Origin of the sequence: Robinsoniella peoriensis, assembly GCF_000797495.1 — a bacterium.
Taxonomy (GTDB): domain Bacteria; phylum Bacillota; class Clostridia; order Lachnospirales; family Lachnospiraceae; genus Robinsoniella; species Robinsoniella peoriensis.
Window position 1 is genome coordinate 242,572 of record NZ_JTGN01000011.1, and the last position, 24,938, is coordinate 267,509.

Annotated in this window: 20 protein-coding genes; 1 reads left to right on the top strand and 19 read right to left on the bottom strand. The window is 41.8% G+C overall.

The window, feature by feature from the left end; all coding sequences use genetic code 11:
* Position 1 precedes the first annotated feature (1 nt).
* The 16 genes from QR40_RS21430 to QR40_RS21505 all read right to left on the bottom strand — a co-directional run bounded on the left by QR40_RS21430 (position 2) and on the right by QR40_RS21505 (position 16,057).
* Positions 2–733 carry an ABC transporter ATP-binding protein gene (locus QR40_RS21430; RefSeq protein ID WP_027296781.1) on the bottom strand — a complete coding sequence of 244 codons (732 nt, stop codon included), beginning with the start codon at positions 731–733 and terminating at the stop codon, positions 2–4.
* Positions 734–1,525, bottom strand: a complete 792-nt coding sequence (locus QR40_RS21435) for an ABC transporter permease (RefSeq protein WP_027296780.1) — start codon at positions 1,523–1,525, stop codon at positions 734–736. It abuts the gene before it with no gap.
* A 14-nt stretch (positions 1,526–1,539) separates the two neighbouring features.
* Positions 1,540–1,929, bottom strand: coding sequence for a glycerol-3-phosphate cytidylyltransferase (tagD, locus tag QR40_RS21440; protein WP_027296779.1), 390 nt, complete (start codon positions 1,927–1,929; stop codon positions 1,540–1,542).
* Positions 1,930–2,192: 263 nt separating this feature from the next.
* Entirely contained in the window at positions 2,193–3,434 is a 1,242-nt protein-coding gene (locus tag QR40_RS21445; protein ID WP_160295854.1) for a CDP-glycerol glycerophosphotransferase family protein, read from the bottom strand.
* A gap of 65 nt (positions 3,435–3,499) precedes the next feature.
* Positions 3,500–4,687, bottom strand: a complete 1,188-nt coding sequence (locus QR40_RS21450) for a CDP-glycerol glycerophosphotransferase family protein (RefSeq protein ID WP_044296692.1) — start codon at positions 4,685–4,687, stop codon at positions 3,500–3,502.
* 8 nt (positions 4,688–4,695) lie between these two features.
* The gene (locus QR40_RS21455) at positions 4,696–5,568 is read right to left on the bottom strand and encodes a glycosyltransferase (RefSeq protein ID WP_052430984.1); all 873 of its coding nucleotides are present in this window, start codon (positions 5,566–5,568) and stop codon (positions 4,696–4,698) included.
* Positions 5,514–6,905, bottom strand: a complete 1,392-nt coding sequence (locus tag QR40_RS21460) for a sugar transferase (RefSeq protein WP_027296776.1) — start codon at positions 6,903–6,905, stop codon at positions 5,514–5,516. Before QR40_RS21460 ends, QR40_RS21455 begins: the two co-directional genes overlap by 55 nt.
* A 114-nt stretch (positions 6,906–7,019) precedes the next feature.
* Complete coding sequence (locus QR40_RS21465) at positions 7,020–7,829, bottom strand: hypothetical protein (RefSeq protein ID WP_027296775.1); 810 nt, start codon at positions 7,827–7,829, stop codon at positions 7,020–7,022.
* Positions 7,830–7,841: 12 nt separating this feature from the next.
* On the bottom strand, positions 7,842–8,879 hold the full coding sequence (locus QR40_RS21470) for a DUF6077 domain-containing protein (RefSeq protein WP_027296774.1): 1,038 nt from the start codon (positions 8,877–8,879) through the stop codon (positions 7,842–7,844).
* 56 nt (positions 8,880–8,935) lie between these two features.
* Positions 8,936–9,790, bottom strand: coding sequence for a dTDP-4-dehydrorhamnose reductase (gene rfbD / locus QR40_RS21475; RefSeq protein ID WP_044296693.1), 855 nt, complete (start codon positions 9,788–9,790; stop codon positions 8,936–8,938).
* Positions 9,791–9,873: 83 nt separating this feature from the next.
* Entirely contained in the window at positions 9,874–11,871 is a 1,998-nt protein-coding gene (locus QR40_RS21480; RefSeq protein ID WP_044296694.1) for a DUF2142 domain-containing protein, read from the bottom strand.
* The gene (locus QR40_RS21485) at positions 11,864–12,244 is read right to left on the bottom strand and encodes a DUF2304 domain-containing protein (RefSeq protein ID WP_044289765.1); all 381 of its coding nucleotides are present in this window, start codon (positions 12,242–12,244) and stop codon (positions 11,864–11,866) included. Before QR40_RS21485 ends, QR40_RS21480 begins: the two co-directional genes overlap by 8 nt.
* 70 nt (positions 12,245–12,314) lie before the next feature.
* On the bottom strand, positions 12,315–13,004 hold the full coding sequence (locus QR40_RS21490) for a glycosyltransferase family 2 protein (RefSeq protein WP_027296771.1): 690 nt from the start codon (positions 13,002–13,004) through the stop codon (positions 12,315–12,317).
* 13 nt (positions 13,005–13,017) lie between these two features.
* Positions 13,018–13,824 (bottom strand): glycosyltransferase family 2 protein, encoded by an 807-nt coding sequence (locus QR40_RS21495; RefSeq protein WP_242858570.1) that lies wholly within the window; start codon positions 13,822–13,824, stop codon positions 13,018–13,020.
* Positions 13,825–13,927: 103 nt separating this feature from the next.
* On the bottom strand, positions 13,928–15,172 hold the full coding sequence (locus QR40_RS21500) for a lipopolysaccharide biosynthesis protein (RefSeq protein ID WP_027296769.1): 1,245 nt from the start codon (positions 15,170–15,172) through the stop codon (positions 13,928–13,930).
* Between the two features lie 9 nt (positions 15,173–15,181).
* Positions 15,182–16,057 (bottom strand): LicD family protein, encoded by an 876-nt coding sequence (locus QR40_RS21505; RefSeq protein ID WP_044289764.1) that lies wholly within the window; start codon positions 16,055–16,057, stop codon positions 15,182–15,184.
* Positions 16,058–16,352: 295 nt separating this feature from the next.
* Between QR40_RS21505 and QR40_RS21510 the strand changes: the two genes are divergently transcribed.
* Positions 16,353–17,918 (top strand): MBL fold metallo-hydrolase, encoded by a 1,566-nt coding sequence (locus tag QR40_RS21510; RefSeq protein ID WP_044296695.1) that lies wholly within the window; start codon positions 16,353–16,355, stop codon positions 17,916–17,918.
* A gap of 56 nt (positions 17,919–17,974) precedes the next feature.
* Here the strand turns inward: QR40_RS21510 and QR40_RS30145 are convergent, their stop codons facing one another.
* The 3 genes from QR40_RS30145 to QR40_RS21525 form a co-directional block, all read right to left on the bottom strand.
* A complete protein-coding gene (locus tag QR40_RS30145; RefSeq protein ID WP_160295855.1) occupies positions 17,975–20,206 on the bottom strand; it encodes an N-acetylmuramoyl-L-alanine amidase in 2,232 nt (743 codons plus the stop codon).
* Positions 20,207–20,323: 117 nt separating this feature from the next.
* The gene (locus tag QR40_RS21520) at positions 20,324–21,868 is read right to left on the bottom strand and encodes a BCCT family transporter (RefSeq protein WP_044296723.1); all 1,545 of its coding nucleotides are present in this window, start codon (positions 21,866–21,868) and stop codon (positions 20,324–20,326) included.
* A complete protein-coding gene (locus tag QR40_RS21525) occupies positions 21,849–23,726 on the bottom strand; it encodes a phosphotransferase (protein WP_160295856.1) in 1,878 nt (625 codons plus the stop codon). The genes QR40_RS21520 and QR40_RS21525 overlap by 20 nt, the downstream gene beginning before the upstream one ends.
* Positions 23,727–24,938 lie beyond the last annotated feature (1,212 nt).

A 24,938-nucleotide genomic window follows, 5' to 3' on the forward strand; every position in this document is an offset into this window, starting at 1 on the left:
CTTACTGCATAAATTCTTCATATACCGGCAAAACTTCTTCTGCAGTTCCAAGCATCTTAACTTCCCCGTCATGGAGCCACAGGATCCGGTCACACAGTGATCTGAGGGTATCGTTATTATGGGATACAATGACTACGGTACGATCCTTTTCACTGATCAGTTCTTTCATCTTGCGGTAACTCTTCTTTTTGAATTTTGCATCACCAACACTTAATACTTCGTCAATGAGCATTATGTCGGTCTTTAAAATAGCGGTAATGGAAAATGCCAGCTTGGAATACATACCGCTGGAATAGGTCTTCACCGGCATGTTAATAAATTTACCAAGTCCTGCAAATTCTATAATCTCTGGCATCTGTCTGCGAACCTCTTCTTCCGTAAATCCAAGGAGCATACCGGAAAGCATAATATTTTCCTTACCGGACAGGCTTTTCTGAAAACCAACTCCAATGGACAGGAGTGATACGGTATGTCCAAAGAGGTCAATGGTTCCGGAATCCGGTGAGAAAATCCCCGCAATAGCCCGGAGCATTGTGGATTTTCCACTGCCGTTCTTCCCAACAATACCGAGAATTTCTCCTTCCCGCACCTGAAAAGAAACATTTTTTACCGCCTCATGGACTTCCGTCTTTGTCTTCTTTAATTTAAAAAAGTTCTTTTTGATGGAATATGCATTTAAGCATTTATAAGAAATATTCAGGTCTTCCACCTTAATCGCATTTTCAACACTCATCTATATCACCTTCACGTAACTGTTCTCATATTTGTAAATCACCCGCACACCTATGCACGACAGAACAAAACCGATCACCAGCCACATTAACATAAATTTATGGTGAGGGAACTGGGAATACAGCATTGTGCGTCTCAGAGAATACATTATAAATGCAGCAGGGTTAAAATTAAGCAGGAGATTCTTAATAGGTGCCGGTATCTGATTCATAGAATCTATTGCATAAAATACTCCTGACATATAAAAGATCAATTTCAAAAATACCGTCAAAATATTCTGCAGGTCTTCGATAAATACACCAAAATGGCATACGATTGCACTTATACCGAAGGTAAACAGACAAAGGATCAGGATCAGCGGTATGAAATATAAGATCTTAAAACTAAATGGTACTCTCCAGATAACCATCATGATAATTACCAGTCCAAAAGAAACCATCATTTTAAATCCGTTTACCAGCATATTTTTTAAAATCAGCATATATTTTGGTACATACACTTTAGAAACAACCGCACTATTGCTTTTTACAACCCTTACACTGCTGATGACCACCTTATTGAAGAAATTCCAGACAGAAAGGCCGATAAATACATAGATTGGGAAAAAATCTATTTTTTTATTGCTGAACACTATCTGAGCAATAAAAGTATATACCATCATAAAAAGCAGCGGATCTAATATCCACCACAGCCAGTTTAAATAAGAACTGGCAACTTCCGATTTCAGCTCAGATCTGGCAGCATACATGGTATATTGATAAAATTTTTTAATATCATTAATAAATCGTTTCATGAATTTTCCGGCTCCTATTTCTTTAAATCCTGTTTTATCTGAGTTGTGGAAATCTCAGGCGTTCTGGGCAGATATACCACATCACAGTATTCTTTCAGGAAATCAAACTTTCCTTCCCAGTCATCCCCCATTACAAAGGTATCCACTTTGAATTCTTTCACATCACTGATCTTCTGGTCCCAGGAATTTTCAGGGATCACAAGATCCACGTAGCGGATCGACTCCAGCAGACGTTTTCTTTCACTATATGGAAAATAACATTTTTTCTGTTTTTCATCCCAGTTAAATTCATCCGTAGACAATGCTACGATCAGGTAGTCTCCAAGCGCCTTGGCTCTCTGAAGCAGATTAACATGTCCATAATGGAGTAAATCATATGTTCCATAGGTAATAATTTTTTTCATCTTTATGCCCATTGCATACCGCAGGTTTTCTGCGATACTGCCACAAATAAAACAAGTTGAAAGAATTACAGCGTGGCTTCCTTTCCATTTCTTATTTTTTCTTTCAACGTTTCACCTCATCTAAATGTACGTTCCGTAATAAACATTCCAGATATTATATCATACAACATTTCCAGGTGCAACTCCCGGCGCAGTTTCACAGATGTTTCAAATTTCATGACACGTCTGCCTCACTGCCTGAACATATCACGCATCATCCCCTCTTAGGATCTGATACAGGTTTCCAGCACGGCACGGCTTGCATTTTCTCCGTAGTGCGGATTGTAAATTTCATTGAATTGTCTGTACTTTTCATCATACCGGAACTCGTCCATAGCTTCCCGGATAGCACCGGGCAATTCCTCTTCTGTCTTTATAATTTTCCCCGGCAGGGTGTCCACATCTATATAAAAGTCCCGCATCTCGTTTTTATACTGTTCAAAATCATACATGTAGTAAATGATTGGCCTCTTCAGGTTAGCGTAATCAAAGAATACACTGGAATAATCCGTCATCAGCAAATCACTGACAATATACAGATCATTAATATCTCCATACTCTGAAACGTCGATGACAAATCCTTCAAACTGCTTTAGATCAATGACATTTTTAATGAAGTAATGGGTCCGGAACAAGATGACACATTCTTCTTTAAATTTTTCCTGCAGAACTGCAAAATCCAGTCCAAGGCTATAGGTACATCCAATGCCCACCTCCTGCATGCTGTCACGCCAGGTAGGTGCATACAGAATCACCTTTTTCCCTTGTGGGATATGAAGTTTACGCTTGATTGCTTCTGCCTGGTCTTCTGTATACTGATACAGAAAATCATTTCTGGGATACCCTTTTTCCACAAAAATATCCGCTTTTCCTAGCGCTTTCAGATTAAATGCGGATGTAATCTTTTCTGTATAGAACGGTGACGGAGATAAAATATAATCATATTTCATAGCATCGTATTCATACTCTCTGTTCAGTTCCCGTTCTTCCTGGGCACCGCCTTTATGCACTTTCACATCAAACCCTAATCGCTTCAGCGGCGTACCGTGCCAGCACTGAATATAGACCTGATCCTTCTTTTTCTGTATTTCATCCAGCATCCTGCTGTTTGTCACCCAGTATTTTGCCTGTGCCGCATAACGGAAATACTTTTTACTTCTATGCCGGATCACTATGGTATCTTTTCTATCCGCTAAATCCCGGTGGCACTCAGGATCTTCAAAGGCCCATACTTTCTTATATTCGTCATACCTGCTGTCCCGGATCATCTCTTCATAGACCGCCTTTGGACTACAGCTGTAATTCTTACCCTTATAGGCCTCAAATAAAATTAATTTTTCCTGGGTAGCATAACGCCTTTCATACTCCAGCTTGTTACGCGTCCTCCGGTAAAAACTGCGCAGCCTTACACAACCTTCCCGCACAGCGGGATTGGCGCTTAGCATTTTCAGTATTTCTCTTTTCATGGGTACCTCTTTTTCTTTCATTTCAAACACGTTCCAGCCCCTTTAGAGACTGCTTTAAATTGCTCCTATTTGCTAATGCCCGCAAATTCCAGCAGCCTTCTGCAGTTCCCTCCGCCTTTGTAATGATTTACCTTATCATTAATTTCAAGACGTTTTTCCTTATAAGTATCCTCACCTGCAATACAATCTTCTAAAAATCCATAGAAACCTTCCTGGCTTTCAATAATCTCTCCCGGCATGTAATCCAGGGGATTGTCCACTACAAAACCTCTGTGGCTTCCATATTCTTTCATGTCTTCTATGATAAAAGCTTCCGGTTTATCCAGAAGTAAATAATCAAAATATACAGATGAATAATCGGTAATCAGGGCATCGGTATCTTTCAGCAGTCGATACAAACGGACTCTTTTCTGATCCAGATAAGCATTTGTCAGTATCTTAATATTGCTCATATCCTTAATCGCCAGCGCCTCCAGATTCTGTGCCGGATGCAGTTTGATCAGCAGCAGGCTCTTATGCTCCTTCATAAAAGCATTTAGTTTTGTAAAGCTCTCTGCCGTATGAAACAAGGGAATGCCTGCATTTTTTACATAGTCCTCACTGGAATCCATAATCAGCTTATCCCGTGAAATACGATAGGTGGGCATCCAGGCAAATACCTTTTGATAATCTCCCTTTACAATTGAAAGCTTATGAAATTCATCTTTTTTTGAAAACAAATCATCATTCCGAGGATGTCCGGCAATGATTACCTGATTCAGTTTGCAGTTAAAAGCTTCCGCCATAATCGGACGGAACATTTCACTTGGCGCTGTTAAATAGGTAAAAAAATCATAGTGGTAATCTCCCAGCTTGTCCTCCAGCATATGATTGATCTTTTTTAAAGGGGTTCCATGCCAGTAGTCAATCGACACCTGATCTTTTGTGGGCATGATTGCCAGAATTTCCCCATGGTAAAAAATAAATCCCGCCGTCATAATTTCCTTTAAACTTCCCGCCAGATTTACAAACCGGACATTTTTTCTCACCAGTTTCTGATAGTCCCGGGGTCTGCCAACTGCACAGACAATCTCGTATTTTTCATAAAATTTATACTTCATCAGATAGCAGAACAGTGTTTCGCTGTTATCATAAAGTTCTCCTTTACAGAAGATCAGGATTTTTCTCTTATTTTTGGGAATCACCTTATTTACTGCCGATAATACTGATCCTCCGGCAAAATATATTTTCCGTTTTGCTTTTCCTTTAACCATAAACGCTCCTACTTTGTCTTTCTTAAAATTACTTCATAGAATTTCTTCCGGAAGCCATTGGGTAAAATGCAGATCAGAACCTGTCCGCCTGCCGAAATCAGAAAATCCATCCAGGTAGAAATACCGTTCTTCTTTAAATACCACCTGAACTTCACTGCCAGTTTTGCATAAGCCATACCGCCCCGTCTTGCAAACATGCTCTCTCCTGTTCGCACATAAACAAGCGGCTCTTGTATATTATATCCAACAGCACCGTTTTTCAACATTCTGGCCCAGAGATAATAGTCCTCAAAATAAGGGAAGTCCTGATAACCACCGGCCTTTATCACCGCGCTTTTACGATACATCACCGTTACGTGGTTAAATGGATTTCTCCTGCCTGCACACTTTAAAATGGCTTCACTGGTCTTCGGCGTTACCCTTTTCCCTGAGATTTCATGCATATCACTTGCAAATTCCTCGATAATCCCACCTGTAATGTCCACCTGTTTTTTATTAAATATATAGAGCTGCTTCTCACAACGGTCATTCCGGCTGATATCATCGCTGTCCATGCGGGCAATCAACTCATTTCTGCAATGCTTTATTCCGGTCTGCAGCGCCGGCCCCAGACCGCCGCATTCCTTTAAACGTACAACAAGGAACACCTCCGGATATTGCTCCAGGAAATGTTCCACCACTTCGTCTAATGCTTCTGTTAAAGGCCCGTCACAGACCAGTACAAACTGGTCCGGAAGCACTGTCTGATCCATCATACTGGAAATTGCCGCTTTTAAAAATGCGGGTTCTTCCTTTTTATATACAGACATTAATACAGAATATTTATTTATTTGTTCTCTTTTTTTGCTTCTTCCTCTTTTGTCGCCGCTGTCACCTGCCATGCCTCTACTCCTTCCGTATTTTCTTTCTGAAAGAGAATTTTAACTGTCATCAGCATAAGCTTCCAGTCCAAAAGATAGGTATAATTTTCAATATACGCTAAATCCAGTTTGAGCTTATCGTAAGGAGTGGTATTATACTTACCATACACCTGTGCATATCCGGTGAGTCCGGCCTTCACCTTTAAGCGGTAATCGAACTCCGGAATCTTTTCTTTGTATTCCTTTGTAATCTGCGGACGCTCCGGTCTTGGACCTACCAGAGACATATCCCCTTTCAAAATATTGAATAACTGAGGCAGCTCATCAAAATGAATGTTACGGAGCACCCTTCCAACCGGTGTTACCCTGCTGTCCTGCTTCATCGCAAGGCGTGCTCCCTCTTTCTCAGAATCTACTCTCATGCTTCGAAACTTCAGTACATAAAATGTCCTGCCGCGCTCGGTCAGTCGTTCCTGACGGTAAAACACAGGACCTCTGTCATAGCATTTGATTAAAAGCGCAATGATCAGCATAAACGGAGATGCAATTACAACTCCAAGACCGGAAATAATAATATCGGTCAGACGTTTTGCCGTCTTCTGTTCAATCGTAAGGCCTCTGTTGCGAAACAGCAGAAGCGGTGTATCAAACAGATGTATGCTGTCGGAACTCATAATCATTACATCCGATATTTTTGGAATACAGTAACACCGGATATCTTTTTCAAAACAGTATTTTAACAGCAGATTTCTTTCATGGGAAGGCATATCTCCCAGAATTACTGCCTTATAGCAATCTATTTTACTTTTCAGCTTATCCATGCCATCTCCCAGATGAATGGACTCGCAAATATCATATTTATCTTCCCTGGAGGAAATCTTGCGGATCAGATCCTTTGGATTTTTCTCTCCGTATATCAGCAGCATCTTCCTTGGGGGATATATATGCACGTAAATCCAGCGCATCATAAGCACCCACAAAACGACGATTACTAAATCAATTGCCGTAATATAGAACATCGGCAGCACATGCGCTCCAAAAGTCCAGCGGCCAATCAATGCCATCTGCAGGTAAGTTATTCCGTTCACACATAATACGGATGCAATCTGGGAATAGAGCACATCAAGTACCCTTAAATAACCTACTTTGAATCCTCCGTACAATTTGTAGAAGAAAAACAGCATCAGTGCATACATTCCCACAACTACCCAGTTACCTCTTACAAACGTTGTACGGATAACCCCTCTGGAGTCATAATAGGAAAACCAGACATATGCATATATTGCTGTCTGTACTGCCAGAATAAGCGCAGAAGCAAAAAACATGATGACTCTTTTATATTGTTCTCTTCTCTCCACTAATATTTACCCCTCTTTATTTTTCAATGGTTCATCATAATTATACATCAATACTTGCCAGACTCTATATTACAACAAATTTTACAAAAATACAACAAAAAAGACGTGGCAATCTCAGGCATTATTGGAACTGGCTGTCTCTTCTTTGGGTGTTAACGGTGCAGTATCCTTATAGATTATATAACCATTGGTCTGTCCAATTGCCTTAAACTTCCTTAATTCTATTTTCTTTTTTGAGTCCGCCGTGTCATAATATACCAGATAATTGCACCCGGCCTTTCTCGCCTGCCTGATGATGACCCTGAAATCCGGATTTTCCGATATCATCTGTTCATGTATTTTCCTGTCTCTCTTGCTAAATCTTCCTTTTCTTCCGTATGCCAGTCCAATGCCTGCATCATACTGGCGTATATAACCAGCCAGATCATCGGGAACCACAGCCTTTACCGTCTCACCTTCACCACGGTTCTGTGTAATGATTTCACAGATAGCGTTTGCTGCCGAAGGCAGTTTCTGCAGATTTTCCGTCTTATGAAGAACTGTCCCTGAGACGTAGACAAAATTTCCGGTTACGGCAAGAACACCCATCAGCGCCACAAGCATAACCCCTCTTTTTAATTTTGTATTCTGTGAATACCAGGCTCTTACTGCCACATAGGATAAAACAAGGGGTATGGGCAGCAGCCAGAACATCCGCCAGTAAACATCTCTTCCCACACAGTAATCCATAATAATTTTAGCTGTCAGCGGAAAGAAATAGATGCATCCAAAAGTTACCGCATATCCCACAAATAATTTTTTATTTTCTTTTTCTGCTTTACTACAGGCAATGTAGATAATTGCCGCAAGAAATAATCCCACATGCATGCCGTCAGCCACATACATCCTGTAACGTTCTAATGTCAATCCAAATATCTCCAGCATGTATACAGCCTCCTAACGTATCAAAAGATACATTCCCGCACAAATCAGGCAGGGAATGCAGCATATTACTGCTTTTATAAATTTTCCTAAGTCTCTGCCGCCAATCCCATACAGAATTGCAAAAATGCCAACCATAACCGGCGCCAGCATGATTCCCATGGATGAAACCAGACAGCAGGAAAGCAGAAGGCAAAACAATAATGACCATTCACGCAGGCTGCCGTTTTCTTTCAGCAGACGGATACACATGTAGAAAAGTGCCGGAAGCAGAATCGCTGCCAATACCGCTTTCCCCTGCCAGATACGCACCAGCATAAACGTCCCCTGGGTGTACACGGAATAATAGGAAAACACGTGTATTACGGAAAGGAAGCACAGGAACAGCCCACTTGCCTTGCGGTCCCCCGCAAACAGTTTTTCACCTAAGAGGGAATATACCATATAAGCCAATGGCACGAAAAACACCGGCATAATCGTATGTGCAACAATTGCCGGATGCATCTGCACGCTTTCACTGATAAATGCCAGGAAGATTGGAAATGGAGAAAGAACATAGCGGGAAGGCAGACTTTTTAGCAGGTCTCCCGTATAAGCATCAAAACGAAACATTCCATTTGTATGCACTGTGGTTGTAGCCGTTGCCACATAAAAGGCATCATCCAGATCGTCCAGCCTGAAAATCAGGTACGCCGCTACCTGCACTGCAATCAAAATCAGCGCCAGATAGACAGACCAGGGGGTTTCTTTCATGCCTTTCCACTGGAATACCACCATTTCTTTCGTTCTTCTTACATTTAAAATAATGGAAATTACTGCAAGCAGCAGCATACTTCCGCCATAGATATACATCAGTACATGAAAACTGACTTCTGCGAAAATAAGGGGAAGCGCCAGCACTTCAAACACGGCAAACATGGTAATATAACCATACAGCGCCGCCATTTTTAAACTATTTTTTTCTTTATCTTCCACCCGGGTAAACAGCATACCGATACACACCGGTATTACTGCAAACCACAGGAGGATGAGTAAGGCTTTTACCAGATACACGTCCTACCACCTTTTCTTACGGTCAGCGCAGTAATTGCGCAGACCTGATATATAAGTTACAGTGTTTTCATATATGCAGCCAGGGCATCTTCCCAGGGCGCAAAGCTGTAATCTGTAGTCAGCTTCAGCATATAGTTTTCCAGTACAGAATAAGCCGGACGTACGGCCGGGGTGGGATATTCTGCAGTAGTAATACTATCCACCTTTGTATCTTTACCTGCCAGGCGGAATATTTCCTTTGCAAAATCTGCCCAGCTGCACATACCCTCGCAGGTACCGTGGAAAATCCCATAATTAGATGTCGGAATGAGATATTTAATTGCTTTTGCCAGTTCAACCGCACTGGTAGGTGTACCATACTGGTCTCCCACAACCCTTACCGTGTCGTTTGTCTCCGCCAGACGAAGCATGGTTTTCACAAAATTCTTTCCTTCTCCATAGAGCCATGCGGTACGTATTATAAAGAAGTCTTTGGCGAACTGCTGTACAAACTGTTCTCCCGCCAGCTTCGTTGCTCCATACATCCCCTGTGGGTTTGGAGCATCAAATTCCATATATGGTTTTGTTCCATTTCCTTCAAATACATAATCGGTAGAGACATGTACCATTTTAGCACCTGTTTTCGCCGCTGCAATACTTAAGTTTCTGGGGCCGATGGCATTAATGCGATATGCCGCATCTTGCTGGGATTCACATAGGTCCACGGCAGTATGTGCCGCACAGTTAATGATTACATCCGGTTTTACTTCCTCAATGACAGACATTACCTTATCAATATTAGTAATATCCAACTCCATTACATCGGGCTGAAATACATCTGTATTGATAATTTCTACATCCGCATTGTCTGCATACTGCTGATTAATTGCTCTTCCTAATTGTCCGTTACATCCTGTTACTAAAATTTTCATGTTTTTATTCTCCTTTTATTTTTTCGTAATTTTTAACTATATAAATTATCGGTACTGTTTAGTATACTAACTGCTGGTAAAAATTATCTTGTTATGACTTTCTGGAAGATTTCCCAGACTACCATAAACTGTATCAGCCCAACGCTCATGATCAGATTCATGTTAATGCTCTTTTTCAGGGTTATATTTCTGCTTCGCAGAAGGAGTACCACAAGCGGGAGCACCGGAAGGAAATACCTTCCCTGAGTTCCTTCAATTACTTTAGAACCAAATGGCGTCCATGTCAATAAGAACACCATCATCAGTGCACCAATAACCCCGGCACTGATCAGTGCCATGATCCACTTATCCTTTTTTTCCAGATAAAACGGTTCTTTTTCTTTTACAAACACAGAAAGTATCAATATAATTGCCAGGGCAAAAATCAGAACATCTGAAACTTTTATATCCAGCCAGCCCAGTTGCCCGCCCATCATTGTTTCAAAATAAAAATCCGCATATTTCCGAAATGATTCGTAATACATCTGGATAATCGTGAATGGCTGGGATAACAGCCCACTTAAAGTGTACCCGGAACTTTCAACATAAGACAGGGTATTTTCCTGTCTGCTCAGATATTCTGCCATCGTAACAAGTCGAACGACAGCCAATGACAGCACCCCTCCCGCACAGACGCTTAATCTTCCCAGAATACAGCCGATTCTGGTAGCCGATTTCTTAACCGGGATCAAAAGTACCAGCAGGCATAAAAGCACGTAGACAATCTTGCAGGGTGCCATTAGCACAGCCAGAATAATTAATAATATCCAGTCTGCCCGGTCAACCTTATCCTTTTCATATGCCAGATAAAGGCAATGTGCGGTAAACCATGCGCATATTCCTATAATAAAGGAATCGTAAGAGAAAGATCCGCCTAATTCCAGGGAAATCGGAAGCAGTAAAACCGTCAGCATCAGTACTTTTGCAAATGGCATCCGCTTTACAGCAAAATATCCGCACAACAGGTAAAATGCCAGCGCAAACAGTCTTCCCAGCATTAATAACCCTACATTTCCTATATTCAGCAGCCGGGCAAGAGAAATGCCTATAATCTGAGGCGTATATACAAATGCAGGTACTCCTGACAATGGCCCACCCGGAAAAGCAGACAGTCCCTTTGCGCCTGCAGTATCAAAAAGATGATCTGCAACCAGTCCGTAAGTTTCCGTATCCGGACGCTTCTCCAGGACTCCCATTAACAGATCGTCCTCTCTTGCAATAGTATTCCCTTCATCATTCACCGCTTCTTTTCCCATTAAACTATTAGAAAACGCATAGGCAGTATAGATATGTGCCTGTTCATCCGGCGTTGAATAAGGCGGAAGAACAAAGATATAGAGTACGCCCAGGCAGATACCCATTAACAGAAACAGCCTGTGAGCCTCCCACTTCATGCCATATCCCAAAAACCAGAGCAATACCAGCATTGCAAAAAGTACAACTGTGATACCCACAAAATAAATTTTCAAATAGGACTGGTCACCATACGTAAAGGTTATATGCAGGCTTCCTTCTTTTTTCTGTCTTCCTACAATTAATTTCTGTCCTTTTATAGATTTGTCAGACTGGTAAACCGTAACTGCATTCCCTGCAGTCCCATCTTCCGAAGCAATCGTTAATATAAACTCCTCTTTCTCTTTTACTTCAATGGTATTTTTCAGAACAAATTCCACCGGGGTATTATCCTTAAGATCTTCCGTGGAGACATCCCAATTTCCCACTAATATACCTGACTTTATATTCTTCAGCTGAATATTCAAGTGCGCATCATTTTTCCTGTCATAAGTAGCGAAAGTCAGCCTGATTCCGGAAAAACTGACGTTTTCCATTCGGAAACTCTGTTCAATCTTGGTATCTTTAGTGATCTCACCAACTACTGCTTTGTTGCCTCCAATTTTAAAAATCTCTCTGGGCCGGTTCAGACTGGGGCTGACGTATTCCCGGTACATCACTACAGTATGAAATATAAGCATCAGGAAAACCACAAAAATCAGCACCGGAAAGAATATATTCTGCTTCTTTCTATATTTCTCCCTATTCATCTGCCTGCTCCTTTATCTTCAATTCTTTCATCTGCATCTCCTGCATCGTCCGCTCAAGCAGCGCCTGATGCTGGGCAAGAGCTTTTACACGTTTTGAAAGTCTGGAAACCGCAAGGCTCAATGAGAAAATAATAACCAGTGAAAAACAAAAGCCCATAAAAAATATCATATTGACCGGCAGGGATACGCCCAGCAGGTTCGTTAGCCGGTCAGTCAAAACCGGAAAACAGGTTAATACCGTTACACCAATTGCCAGTAAAGTCCACGGCAAAGCATATCTTAAGCTAATCGTTCTTTTTTTTACCATACATGCCAGCACAATCAGTGCTGCAGCAACAGTAATCATAATGATAATCTGCGATCTGATACTCATATTCACACCTCTCTGCCTGCATGGGAATCACAGCAGGACGCATTTACATAAAAGCAATTTTCTTTCAACCTCAGCCTCTCCATGCGGCCATAAAAATAGCCAGAGTTACCTTTATCATATAATACACCGACTTCAAGGGCGATATGGAAGATACCCCCTCCTCCCGCTGTTTCATGACAACCGGTACCTCACCGATTTTTCTGCCTGCTTTAATAATTGCTACCGCACTTTCAGGCTCTGGATAATCCTTGGGATATTCCCTTGTAAATACTTCTATTACATCACGGCTCATCATACGCATTCCTGACGTAGGATCTGTAATCCTCACCTTGGTCAGTGCATAAATCAGCCAGGAAAAATACCGAATTCCCATTCTTCGGATTCCGGAAGACTGAAATCCCTGTTTTTCTATAAATCTTGACCCAATCACCATATCAATCTGATTACAGATGAGACTTTGCTCCATCTCTTTTAAGAATCGGGCATCATGCTGTCCATCTCCATCCATCTGCACCGCCAAATCATATCCTCTGCTGGCAGCATAGAGAAGACCGGTCTGCACCGCCCCTCCAATCCCAAGATTGACCGGCAGATGAATCACGGAAAAATCATGTTCTTCACAAATATCCTTTGTATTATCAGTTGAACAGTCATTGATAATGACATAGTCATAATCCGGTGCCTGTTCCTGAATACTCCGGACCGTTGAATAAATACTGGCGCCTTCGTTATAGGCTGGTATAATAATCAGTTTCTTCATAGGTGCTCCCCAACTACATATTATTTGATTCCTCACTTCTCCCGTAAACAGAAGCTAAAAGCTTTGCAACCGGCAATGGCCAGAATTTACGGAACATGGCGATATCCTCGTCCCGCCTGCCCGTATCTTCAATAATTCTGGTAGTCGCAGATTCTTCATGTATCCGGTGATACACCAGACGCTTCTTACAGTAAAGAAAAGCCCCTTCCTCCCTGGAAATCTTCTCCCATGCCTGCCAGTCTTCATTACTTCGAAAACCCGGCTGAAACACAGGTGCTTTTACATTTTCTTTTGCAAATCCCACAGACGGACAGCAAATCGGTGAACCCAGGGAAAGAATTCTCCTTCGGATAAACCTGCTGTTCTTTACCGCCTTTATTTCCATTGGAATCAGCATCAGCCTTTTCACTTTTAATAATGTGTTTGAAACAACGATTTTCCCTTTTCTGATTTCCCCGTAATCAGTAAAAAAAATCAATGGCCGTTTTGCCGAATCCATCATCCTGCATAGTTCTTCTGTATATTTTTCATGATAGATATCATCCTGATGGGCGATCGTAACATACCTGGTGTCAGCCTTTTCATATGCAAAATTCCAGTCCTGGATGATTCCCTTTTCTCCTCTGTTTATAAACAGTGATATCTCATTTTCCCTGCAGATACGCTCTATATAGGTGCTGGGTGTTGAAGTCACCATAATGATTCTGCCGGGATGTGACTGCTTTTTCAGTGAGCGGATACATGCCATAAGATAGGGGCTGTCCCCATAGGCACATATTGCAAATGTGTGTTCATAATTATCTTTCATATTTATACCCATTACATATTACAGACGAATCTGCAATACTGCTATTTCTTTTTTCTTTCAGCCTGGCAGTCCATAAAACCTGGTTACTTTCGGCCAGAGTTATTGTATCATAAATTTAAGATCTTGACAACGACGCTGATTTTCCGATCCGATTCTGCAGAAATACAAACAAAAGTACAATTTCAACGGTAAGACCCAGAATCGTAGCAAAACTCGTGCCCTGCATGCCCCATAACTTTATGAAAACTACCGATGATACTGCTCCTGACACAACGGCAGCTACATTACTGATGATCAGTCCTCTAAAGTCCTTAACAACCGTCAGTACACCGCACAGCAGCCAGCTGAATGCAGTGAGAATGGTACACGCTACCAGCGGCAGTAACAAATCAGTATAAGGCAGTATTTTTTCTCCGATTAATATCAGAAGCCCCCACTCCCCTAAAAGCGCTGCACCTGCCATAGCAGCCACAGATACTGCTCCTACTACTTTTACACAAGTGAACAGAAGCTTCCAGAATCCAGCCCGGTCCCCTGCATGATACTTTTCCGCAAAAGCCGTTACGAAAGGATTAAAAATGTAAGTAGATGCCATCTGCACAACCAGGGTAGGCGCCGCAATTGCCGCATACACACCCAGCTTGTCATTTCCGCAGAATTTCTCCAGGAAATACCTTGGAATAGAGCTGATTGCAGCGTTTAGAAACAAATAAACCACTAACGGAAAACACCTGATAAGCAATTCCTGTACTTTTTTTAAATTACCATCAGATTTTATATTGGTTATACGCTTCACATTCCTGCGGTCATAGAATATAATAACGAGAAATGTAGACAGCGCCATTGCCCCAAAAGCAACCGGAAGACTATTGAATAATCCCAGAAAAACTATATAAGAGCAAAGCATTACCACACCGCGGATTACCATAGATTTTCCCAGATAATCCATACGCCAGTATTTTTGAAAAAATCCGGCATAGACATCAAAAAGAGCTTCTCCCAGACGGAAGACCATATAGATTATAATACTTAAACTGGATATCTTGTCGTATCGGTTTATCACTACAAATGCTGTACAAAGAATAAATGCTGTTAAACCGGTCGCTGCCCTGCTCAGTACATAGGTTCCCTGGGAATATTCATTTTCCGTATCTGCCACCTGGAAAGTACGCATCCCATAGACTGCTATGCTATAGAACATATTGGTTATGGACATAGCCAATGTCAGAATACCTGAATTTTCAAATCCGGAAATACGGATCACCAGAACGCTCAAAAGCCATTGACACCCCAGATAAACCAGACTTCCCCAGGTATTCCAGAGAATACTGGTTTTAATCGACATTTTTTTATCTTCCATAGTCATCCCTTACTTTTTATCAGGCACTTCTGCTTCCTGTTTCCCAAAATCCAACTGGTATGGACAATGATTATACCTTTTTTCCACCGGTGGAAGCTGCATATAATCGCCATAATAAGCAGACAGCATTTCGTGCATATCATTGGGAAACGTGAGTTCCAGATGTTCAAACTTCATCTTCTTCAACGGATACAAATCTTTCCTGTCTATCATGCTTGCAAAGGGTCTCGCCTCAGGCAGGTATGCCAGCCTTTTAGTCTTCTGCTTATTATATTTCGTACAGCATCTCTTTCCACGCAAAAAAACGCCTCTCTTGGAAATATGCATCGCTTTCATAAGCTTGTTCCCAACCTGGCACGCAGCCAAAACCAATTTTAATTTTTTACCTTCCAGCAAAAGGCTTGGCTTTGAAATACTGCATAAAATCAGCAATTTACTGTAAATCCATGCCCCATATGCCTGAAGTTTCATCTTCCAATTACAGTCCGGAACATTGTCATAAGCATACAGATCCAGAAAAATCCCAAACTCACAATCCACATCCTTCATTGCGTATTCCCTGAAAACCGTTCCTTTTTTACACATACGCGCAGTAAAAAGCGGATAATTTTCATCGGAATCTCCGCGCAAAATCGTATATTTATCTTTCAGTTCCTCTCCTGCAAGTTTACAAAACCGCTCATAATTTTTTCTTGTAAATGCCAGATCTATGTCGTCATCCCAGGGAATAAACCCCTGATGCCGCAGTGCTCCGATTGCAGTTCCTCCAATTCCAAAATACGGTATCTTATGCTTCTCACAAAAATCCACAAAATCCTCCAGCATCTCCAGCTCCGTTGCCTGAAGCCTGCGAAGTGTCTCATCATCATATTTCTTTCGCTGCATAATTTTCCCCTCAAAATGTATTTATTACAAATCTTTTAATTCCTGTTAATTATAATATAACATTTTAATAAGAATTAGACAACTGTTAATTGTGATGAGGGATGTTACAAAAATGAAATTGGGTATTGCTGGGTAAGGGACGCATACAAGTTTTCCCCAGACACTTGTAAAGAACTTTCTCTTAGGGTATAATCTAACCTGTATCATATAATGCTGACTATGTCTGAATAAGGGGGAATGTCATACATTTTGCAGCAGTACTGATTTAATACCAATGAATAAGGGGATTTAGATAATGAAAAGAAAATTTAATGTAATGTTTACGGCAGTGGTTATCTGTCTGGCTTTTCTATGCCTGCCACTGGCAGCTGATGCATCCGCTAAGAGCAAAACACGGATTCATTTTATTTGTATTGAAGGCAATAACGATGCCATCCTGCTGGAGAGTAACGGACACTTTGGAATGGTGGATTCCGGCGAAGACAGTGACTTTCCAAATGGAAATAATTCGAAATACCCTATGCGTTCCGGTATCAACACTTCCGGGGGGCACGAACAGGAAGTCATTAAGTATTTGAAAAAGGTTGGCGTAAAGAAGCTGGATTTTTATATCGGAACTCATGCTCACAGCGACCATATTGGAAGCGGGGATGAGATTTTAAAAGCTTTTAAAACAGAACGCCTGTATCTCAATAAATACAGCGACAAATACATCTCAGTGAAAACAAATCTCTGGGACAACCAATATTGTTATGATACGCTGATCTCTGCAGCTAAGAGACGCGGTACGAAAATTATCCAGAACTTTTCCAAAAAATCGAATCGGGAATTTACCCTGGGAGATATGCAGATCGAAATTATGAATTATAAGCGCTCCACGGATTCCAAAGGAAACATCGCCAAACGGCCGGATGACAATTTTAATTCACTGGGTGTGAAAGTAACAGTAAATGACCTCACTGCTTTTTTAGCGGGAGATATCAACAATCTGGCACCTGATTACGATGAAAGTAAGCTGGCAAAACAACTGGGGCCTATTGATCTGTTAAAATTGGGACATCATGGTATCGGCGATGCCAATTCACCCAGCTATCTGCGTATGATATCACCGGATTATGCAGTTGCAACCGGTTTAATTACCAATATGTCCGCCTCCGTGAGAAATACGCTGAGCAATATAGAATGTAAGCTCTTTACCACAAACGGACAGCCAAAAAATTCAGCAATCATAGCCGATATGAGCAATGGTGATACACTGAATATGATCTCTCCCGGGAATCTGACCCTGAAAAAGAAAAAGGTCGGATCCAAAAAGCAGTCAGCTTTTTATACATCCAATAACAAAAAGTATTCCAGAAAGAACACCTGGATCTACTATAATGAAAACTACTATTACATAAACAGTAAAGGCTATATAGAAAGAAACAGCTGGAAAAAAGAAGGAAATTACTATTATTACCTGGATAACAATGGTATCATGCAGATGAATGCATCAAAAGTTCGTGGTATACCATACTCCTTTGATGCCAGCGGCAGACTGTCAGAGGGCGGCTGGACAAGGGGATCTACTTCCTGGTCCTATGCAGATAATACCGGAAGGGCTAAAACAGGTTGGGCAAAACTAGACGGCAAATGGTATTTCTTTAATAAATCAGGAGTCATGCAAACCGGATGGATTACCCTTAAGAAAAAACAGTATTTCTTAAGATCCAATGGACAGATGGCAGCCAATACCTGGGTTACCTTCGGCGGTGTTAAATATTATGTAGGCAGCGACGGTGTCATGCTCCGCAATACAAAGAAAAAAATCAAAGGCAAGATATACCGTTTTGATGACGGTGGAGTTTGTATCAATTATTAAACAGTATAAAAGAGCCGCATCGGTAGAACTTTACCGATACGGCTCTTTTCATGCTTTTATTTCTTATTTTTACAAACTCCGTTGGCATCAAACTTATATGTCTTCTTACCTATTTTTAATCTTTTTCCTACAGCTCTTACGCCATCTGCCTTCACATAATACCATTTTTTCTTATAATGAATCCAGGACTTTGTCTGCATTTTTCCCTTTACGAGATAATACCACTTTCCGTTGCTTTTCAGCCATCCGTTTTTAGCAGAACCATCTGAACGAAGGTAATACCAGTTTTTTCCAAGCTTAATCCAACCGGTCTCCATATAACCCTTTTTATTGAAATAATAACGTTTTCCTTCAATGGTAACCCATTTTTTCTTAGGATAAGTACCATTGCCATAGCGATACCACCAGCCAACATTATCCTTGACCCAGCGATTTGGCAATAGGACACCTTTTTCATTCAAAAATAAGGTTTCTTTATTGATCACCTGTTTTCCGGTCAGGGCCGCGCCATTATCTCCAAAATAACAGGTTTTGCCGCCCAACGTCCGCTTTCCGGTAACCATATAACCATTTCCGCTGAAATAATACCATTTCCCCTTAATCTTCTTCCAGCGCTTTACCATGGAACCGTCCTTATTCAGATAACATTTCCTGCCCTTATAAGTGATCCATCCGGTCGCATTCTTTCCATCCCATTTTTTAAAATACCAGGTGCTGCCTTTCAAAGTCCAGCTACCGGCAGGAATTGCAATTATAACACCTTTTTCATCCAGGGATACTTTTTTCCCTCCTATGGTCTGCACTCCGGTCATAGCTTCTCCGGAGGGCTGAAAATAATGAATTTTACCGGATATCTTCTGTTTGCCTGTAAGCATGATTCCTCCGGCATTAAAGTAATATACCTTTCCGTCTATGGTCTGCCATCCGGTAGCTCTGCTTCCATCCTGCTTCACATAATATGTATTGCTGCCATCCTTTTTCCATCCGGTATCTACAGCCGGCGGCGGATTCGTTCCGGAAGAACCGGAATCTTTCTTTTTCAGCCCATAATATGCTGCAATTGCCTTGGCATCTGCAACACCAATCTTCTTGATCTTCGAATTGCTGCCGTAAAATTTTACACAGTCATTAGGATTATTGACAAACCCATGCTCAACGATCATTCCCGGAAATCCGGCAAGGACACATCTTCTTACGATTCCATAATAATCAGCCAGAGTCCCGTTTGGATACTGATCCCCTGTCTCCGATAATCGGTACTGTATTCCCTGATTCTTAAACCCTGCCGCATTCAGCTTATCCAGAATCGTATATGCGATATCGTGGGAAGCCTGTGTGATATCGCCCCGGTACTGACCTTTTGATAAAAATACCAAAGCCCCGGATACGCTGTACTGCTCATTACTGTTAGTGGAATTAATATGCTGGCTGATAAATACGGTCGCACCAACAGATGCTCCAAAATCCACTCGCTGATATAATTCCATATACTTGTCGGTAGAACGGGTCAGATATACCTTTACCCCTTCATACTTTTCCAGTTCTTTTTTCGTGTACTTGGAAATCTTTAGCGTAATATCTTTCTCAATATAAGCTTTTCCATTCCAGGTTCTGCACGCTCCTGATTCTGAGCCTCCATGCCCCGGATCCAGAACTACTGTAATTTGCCCATCCGAACCGGCTCTCGGTGCCGAATAACCTCGCAACTTTGGCGCTTGTACACCCGCCAGTGCCTGCGCCTGGTTCAGTGCATTTGTAATTCCTGCAGAATCATCTGCCAGAACTCTTTTTACGGTATTCTCTTCTGCTTTTTGATCCGCATCAGACTGAACGCTTTTCGCCCTGCTTTTGGAAGATTCGCCATGGCTTCCTTCCACTTTTGAAACAGCAGTGTCACCGCTGGCACGATATGCTTTTAAATCAATATTCCGGTTAACACCTCCGCACACCAGCTCTATCCTGCTAAGGCTGGTATCCGCAAGCCCGCCTCCTTTAACAAGAAACGCAGCATAATTGCCGGATATCTCTGTAACATTCATTTCTCTTTCCGTTCCCGAACCATCCCGGTAATATAACCTGGCTCCGGTCAAAGCTCCATTTCCATCCGCAATCTCCGCCACGATCAACTGTCCCGCTTCACTTGCCATAGACTGCGGCTCCACGTACATCATTTTCAGAATATCTGTGGCTGGCTTTTGCTCCGCTGCGCCGGCAATTTCTGCCGGGATCATGCTAAAGAGCATGACAAATGTTAAAAGCCATGCAACGACTCGTACTCTCCTCTTCATATGCATCTTTTCCCCTGTCTTACCTTTTGTGTGTTAGCTAGTAACTATTACCATTATAATTTTGGAAATCATTATTGTCAAGAAATCATTACGAATTTATAAACTAATTATTACAGTTTATTTGTTAATTTTGCCATTATCCTGTCTGATTTCTTTTATAAAACTCACCACAACCAAAATCATAATAATCCCCAGAGGAAAAGCGGCAATAATGGAAATCGTCTGGAGCATGGATAACGTACTATCAGAAAACAAAAGTGCTATTGGTAGCAGCAGAAATACCAGTGCCCAGAATGCCCGGAGCTTCTTACGGGGTTCTTCTCTTGTTTCCATATTCTTTTCCGAGTACCCTGCCACAACCAGGGTAATTGCATCAAATGTACTTGCATAAAATGCAATCATCGCCAAAATCAGAATCAGCAGCACAACATCGGTTATCGGAAATTGCCCAAAAACCTGCATAATTACTTCTGATGGAGATTTTCCGGAAGCAAGCTGTCCAGCCAGATCCAGTTTACCGCTAGTCTGCAAATGCAGCCCGAATCCTCCGAACACAATGAAGGATGTATAGGTTCCAAGCAGTCCGCATGAAATCCCGCCAAAGATCGTCTGGCGCAGAGTCCTCCCTTCTGAAATCCTGGCAATAAAAAATGGAGTAGCCACAAACCAGGCGATCCAGTAAGCCCAATAGAATATCGTCCAGTCCTGCGGAAAACCGGAGCCGCCGCTTCCAGACAGACGAAGAGGATCCATCCACGTTGCCATACGGAAGAATTCATTCATAACCGTTCCAATAGCTGTTACTCCGGTTTCTATAATATAGATTTTCGGACCAAAAACTAAGAATACACCAATTAACAGAACAAAAATTACCACACAGATTCCCGCCAGATGGGAAATCGCTTTCATCCCTTTCATAACAGCCACAATGAAAACCAGGCCGATGACTGCCAGAATTACTATAGATAAAAATGGCGTGGGCTCAATTCCAAGTATTTTCCCCACCGCCTGGGCGATCAGCGGAGTGGCCAGGGAAAATGTAGTTGCTGTTCCCGCCAGCAGACCTACGATGGAAAAAATATCAATTAACTTTCCTGCCTTTTTATCCACATGATCTTTTAAAACCGGTCTGCATGCTTCTGAGAGGGTTTGTCTTTTTCTCTTTTTCACAAACATCATATAGGCATAGGCACAGGCAGGCAAAAGATAAAATGCCCAGGGTATCGGACCCCAGTGAAACAACGGATAAGCAGAAGCATAATCCTGGTGCTGGGCAAGCGTCATCGCTTCTTTTGCAAATGGTTTTGCACTGTAGTAATAACACCATTCAATTAACGACCAGTAAACAATATCGGCAGCCATGGTAGAAGTAAAGATCATTGCACCCCAGCTAAAATTATTGTATCTGGGTTTTTCCAGATTTCCAAACCGGATGTTTCCATGTCTGGAGAATGCCAGTCCGACTGCAGTAAATAAAATGCCCAGACCCAATATAATATAGAAGAAACCCAGTTTATTTACAAACACTTCCCGGAGCATACCGGTAATACTCCCGGCAGTTTCCGGAAACAGCATCAATACCACGGAAATAACAGCAATAATCCCTAATGGCAATAAGGTAATCGTCCAATCAATGGTGGGATCAAATCTTTTCTTTTTCATATTCTGCCTCATATTCTGCCTCATATTCTGCCTCATATTCTTTCTTCATGCTTAAAGCTCTTAGGAATCTTCCTTCCCCATATGCTCCAAAATCTTCACCTTTCGTTTCTTTCGCAATTGTCCAGGCACTCCAAAGGACATCCTGGCAAATTTGAAACATCAAAAGCTTCTGTTTCTCCAGCCGCCCGGGTTCTTTCTCCAGATAATACTGTAAATACAATTCTTCTTCCTCTTTGGAAAATTCACATTCCAGCAAATGTGCCGCCACATCCCACAAGGGATCATTATATCCAGCATACTCCCAGTCAATCAGGTACATCCTGCCTTTCTCATCAGACACAAAATTTTCTGCTACCAGGTCATTATGACAGGGCCTGCGATCTGCCTTGATCTGATTCAGATCAGATTTCAGATGATAAAAAAATGATTCCAGCTCTTCAAATCCTTTATAAAATCTCCCGCCGTTTTTTAAAATCTCACGTTTATATTTATCATACTCCTCCCAGACATTGAAATCCCCCTGCAGTTTTACTTCAGAATTATGAAGCTTTTTCAAAATAGCCGTGGTTTTTCTCATATAAGCTTCCAGCCTGGCACTACCGGGATTTAACGTTCTGGCACCGCTTATGTATTCGGTGACTTTAACCCCTTTTACCGGGTCGAAATACAGAATGGGTGGATTTAATCCAAGTCCGGAAGCTATCCGGCTGTTATACTGTTCGGCACAACGATCAATAAATACTTCCGTACAGGCACCCGGTATCCGTAAAATATAATCCCTCCCTTTTACCCTTACAAAGAAATTCTGGTTGGTCATCCCTCCGCCTATGCTGACCTGTTCTATTTCCTCTTCCTTTAAATGCATACATTCCTGCAGTGTTTCTCTAGCCTTATTTTCTTTTCTTAAAACTGCTCTTTTCTTCATTTTAGGAAATAAAATACTGGATGCTTTCTGATACAGCGTCTCATTTTCTATCACACTCCAGATCAGATCATCCACCAGGATTCCGGCTATACGATAAATCCGTCCTATACTTTCAATTGCATATTCATAATTCAAATATGGATTTTCATTCTTTCCATAATACTGCACCATTTTTTCAAACAGTTCCCCTGATATCTTACTGACACCAATCAGTTCAGCATCAATACGGTTCAATTGCTTAATATCCTTGGAAATACGAAAAATGCTCCCATTTTCATCCAGTTCCACATATGCCTCGTCCATGGAATCACTGGGGCCTGCAAGCAGCATACAGTTTTGCTCTTCTGATTTTAGAATCTTTTCAATTGCAATTTCTTCCAGGATCTGATTACTTTCTACCAAAAGAAAATCTTCCGTCAGATATGCTTCAGCCGCAAACAGGGAAGCCATCGTTCCGCTCCATTTATATCTATTGTTTTCCACCAGAATAATTCCCCGGTGGTCAAAATAAGTCTCGTACTGTTCTTTCCGGTCCCCTACCACAACGACAATTTTCTCTATTCCCTGATTATGTAATGCCTGTATCATATGTTCAATCAGCGGCATTCCGCCAATCTCTAAAAGTCCTTCCGGTTTATTAAAGGCAGGGTTATGCCCTGCCGCCAGAATTACTGCAAGCTTCACACCGTTTGCATTTCCCGAAAAATCTATTTTCTCTGTCTGTTGGATACGAATTTTTTCTTCCAGATGCTTTTTGCCGGTATCCGAAACCCGATAGATCTTACCCGTCTTTTCCAGTAGACCTTTGTCCGCCATTTCCTTCAGGAGATAATTCACCTGACCCAAAGAAATCCCCATAGAATCCGCCAGCTTTCTCTGACTCTGCATCCCCTGCTGATTTATAATATATAACATGCGATCGTATTTATTCAATGCTTTTTCACCTCCGTTCAAAATTTGAACATATTTATTGTACAAAATTTGAACACTGATGTCAAGTTGATTTGAGTTTCTACTGGGAGAAAATTGGGGTTTTGCTGAGTATGGGACGCTTTGTAGATAGATGTAGTGCAGGTCAAGAGAAGGGGGCGAACCATGGCAGGCGTTTGGAAGGCTTACCGCAGAACTGGCATTTTCTAACCTTCCCGGAGCGCTTTTTGACGGCACGCGGGCATTCACCGAGAAATCCTGATGCATTTCTCGGTTCAGTGCCCGCTTAGTATCCGATGGGAGCCAGTCGAATACTATCCGCCAAAAAACACTCCGGCAAGGTAAGTAAATGCTCAGATCTGCTATACGCCTTCCAAACGCCTGCCATGGTCCGCCCCCTTCTCTTTCCGAGATCCAGGTTGTCGCCACAAAGCTGGTTTTCTCAGCATGATGGAACCCCGGGATTGTGGCATACTGAACGTTATTGGCATAGAACATATAAAATGCATAAAGCAGCTGATCTTCTCACTGCAGCTTGTTCCTTCATTCTACTACATATTTTTGGTTACAGCACTACAGCCAGTTATTCTATGAACAGAAAAGCAAGTATACTTTAATCTTATTTCACACATTTCACACTGAACTGCCGAAACACACTCTGCTGCATCCAAAAACGAACAGCCCGTCACAACCCAGGGGTCTCCGCCATGCTGTGAAAACCGAGGCCACTGAAAAAGTTTAAGCCAAAGTAATATTGCACAAAAGGTTAAGATTTTAAAGTTCTCTACTCTCCAAGGAACGTGATAGATTCGTTTGTTAAGGTTCTACAAAAACATAAAACTAATATTTATTTGTGTAATATGACAAACTCTTTTAAAAATAGGTGACTTTTTCAGTGGCCTCGTGAAAACTAGCTTTGTGGCGACAACCTGTATCTCGGAAAGATGGGAGTGGGAAACTTGTATGGACGGAGGAAGCGTAGAGCAGAGCTGAGTATTTTATAATGTACCCATAAGTGTGGACACATTATTTAGCGGGGCTCCCATTTTTTTAGACATCCCTTCCCATTAGTTCCATATAAATGGACACCCCCTCACCTTTCAGAACCCCAATTGTGGACATGCCTTGCTGGTATACCCTGCTTCTGGGACAACTGGCTTGGATGATTGCTGAGGCCTCTTTTGGCTTAGACACCTCTCTTGGCTTATGGTATTC

Excerpts from the sequence above, each read along its gene's own strand:
- QR40_RS21435 (WP_027296780.1), bottom strand. The coding sequence starts at position 1,525 with ATGAAACGATTTATTAATGATATTAAAAAATTTTATCAATATACCATG.
- QR40_RS21445 (WP_160295854.1), bottom strand. The coding sequence starts at position 3,434 with ATGAAAAGAGAAATACTGAAAATGCTAAGCGCCAATCCCGCTGTGCGG.
- QR40_RS21430 (WP_027296781.1), bottom strand. The coding sequence starts at position 733 with ATGAGTGTTGAAAATGCGATTAAGGTGGAAGACCTGAATATTTCTTAT.
- QR40_RS21490 (WP_027296771.1), bottom strand. The coding sequence starts at position 13,004 with ATGAAGAAACTGATTATTATACCAGCCTATAACGAAGGCGCCAGTATT.
- QR40_RS21505 (WP_044289764.1), bottom strand. The coding sequence starts at position 16,057 with ATGCAGCGAAAGAAATATGATGATGAGACACTTCGCAGGCTTCAGGCA.
- QR40_RS21480 (WP_044296694.1), bottom strand. The coding sequence starts at position 11,871 with ATGAATAGGGAGAAATATAGAAAGAAGCAGAATATATTCTTTCCGGTG.
- QR40_RS21450 (WP_044296692.1), bottom strand. The coding sequence starts at position 4,687 with ATGGTTAAAGGAAAAGCAAAACGGAAAATATATTTTGCCGGAGGATCA.
- QR40_RS30145 (WP_160295855.1), bottom strand. The coding sequence starts at position 20,206 with ATGAAGAGGAGAGTACGAGTCGTTGCATGGCTTTTAACATTTGTCATG.
- QR40_RS21500 (WP_027296769.1), bottom strand. The coding sequence starts at position 15,172 with ATGGAAGATAAAAAAATGTCGATTAAAACCAGTATTCTCTGGAATACC.
- QR40_RS21520 (WP_044296723.1), bottom strand. The coding sequence starts at position 21,868 with ATGAAAAAGAAAAGATTTGATCCCACCATTGATTGGACGATTACCTTA.
- QR40_RS21510 (WP_044296695.1), top strand. The coding sequence starts at position 16,353 with ATGAAAAGAAAATTTAATGTAATGTTTACGGCAGTGGTTATCTGTCTG.
- QR40_RS21465 (WP_027296775.1), bottom strand. The coding sequence starts at position 7,829 with ATGCTGGAGATATTTGGATTGACATTAGAACGTTACAGGATGTATGTG.
- QR40_RS21485 (WP_044289765.1), bottom strand. The coding sequence starts at position 12,244 with ATGAGTATCAGATCGCAGATTATCATTATGATTACTGTTGCTGCAGCA.
- QR40_RS21495 (WP_242858570.1), bottom strand. The coding sequence starts at position 13,824 with ATGGGTATAAATATGAAAGATAATTATGAACACACATTTGCAATATGT.
- rfbD (WP_044296693.1), bottom strand. The coding sequence starts at position 9,790 with ATGAAAATTTTAGTAACAGGATGTAACGGACAATTAGGAAGAGCAATT.
- tagD (WP_027296779.1), bottom strand. The coding sequence starts at position 1,929 with ATGAAAAAAATTATTACCTATGGAACATATGATTTACTCCATTATGGA.
- QR40_RS21455 (WP_052430984.1), bottom strand. The coding sequence starts at position 5,568 with ATGGCAGGTGACAGCGGCGACAAAAGAGGAAGAAGCAAAAAAAGAGAA.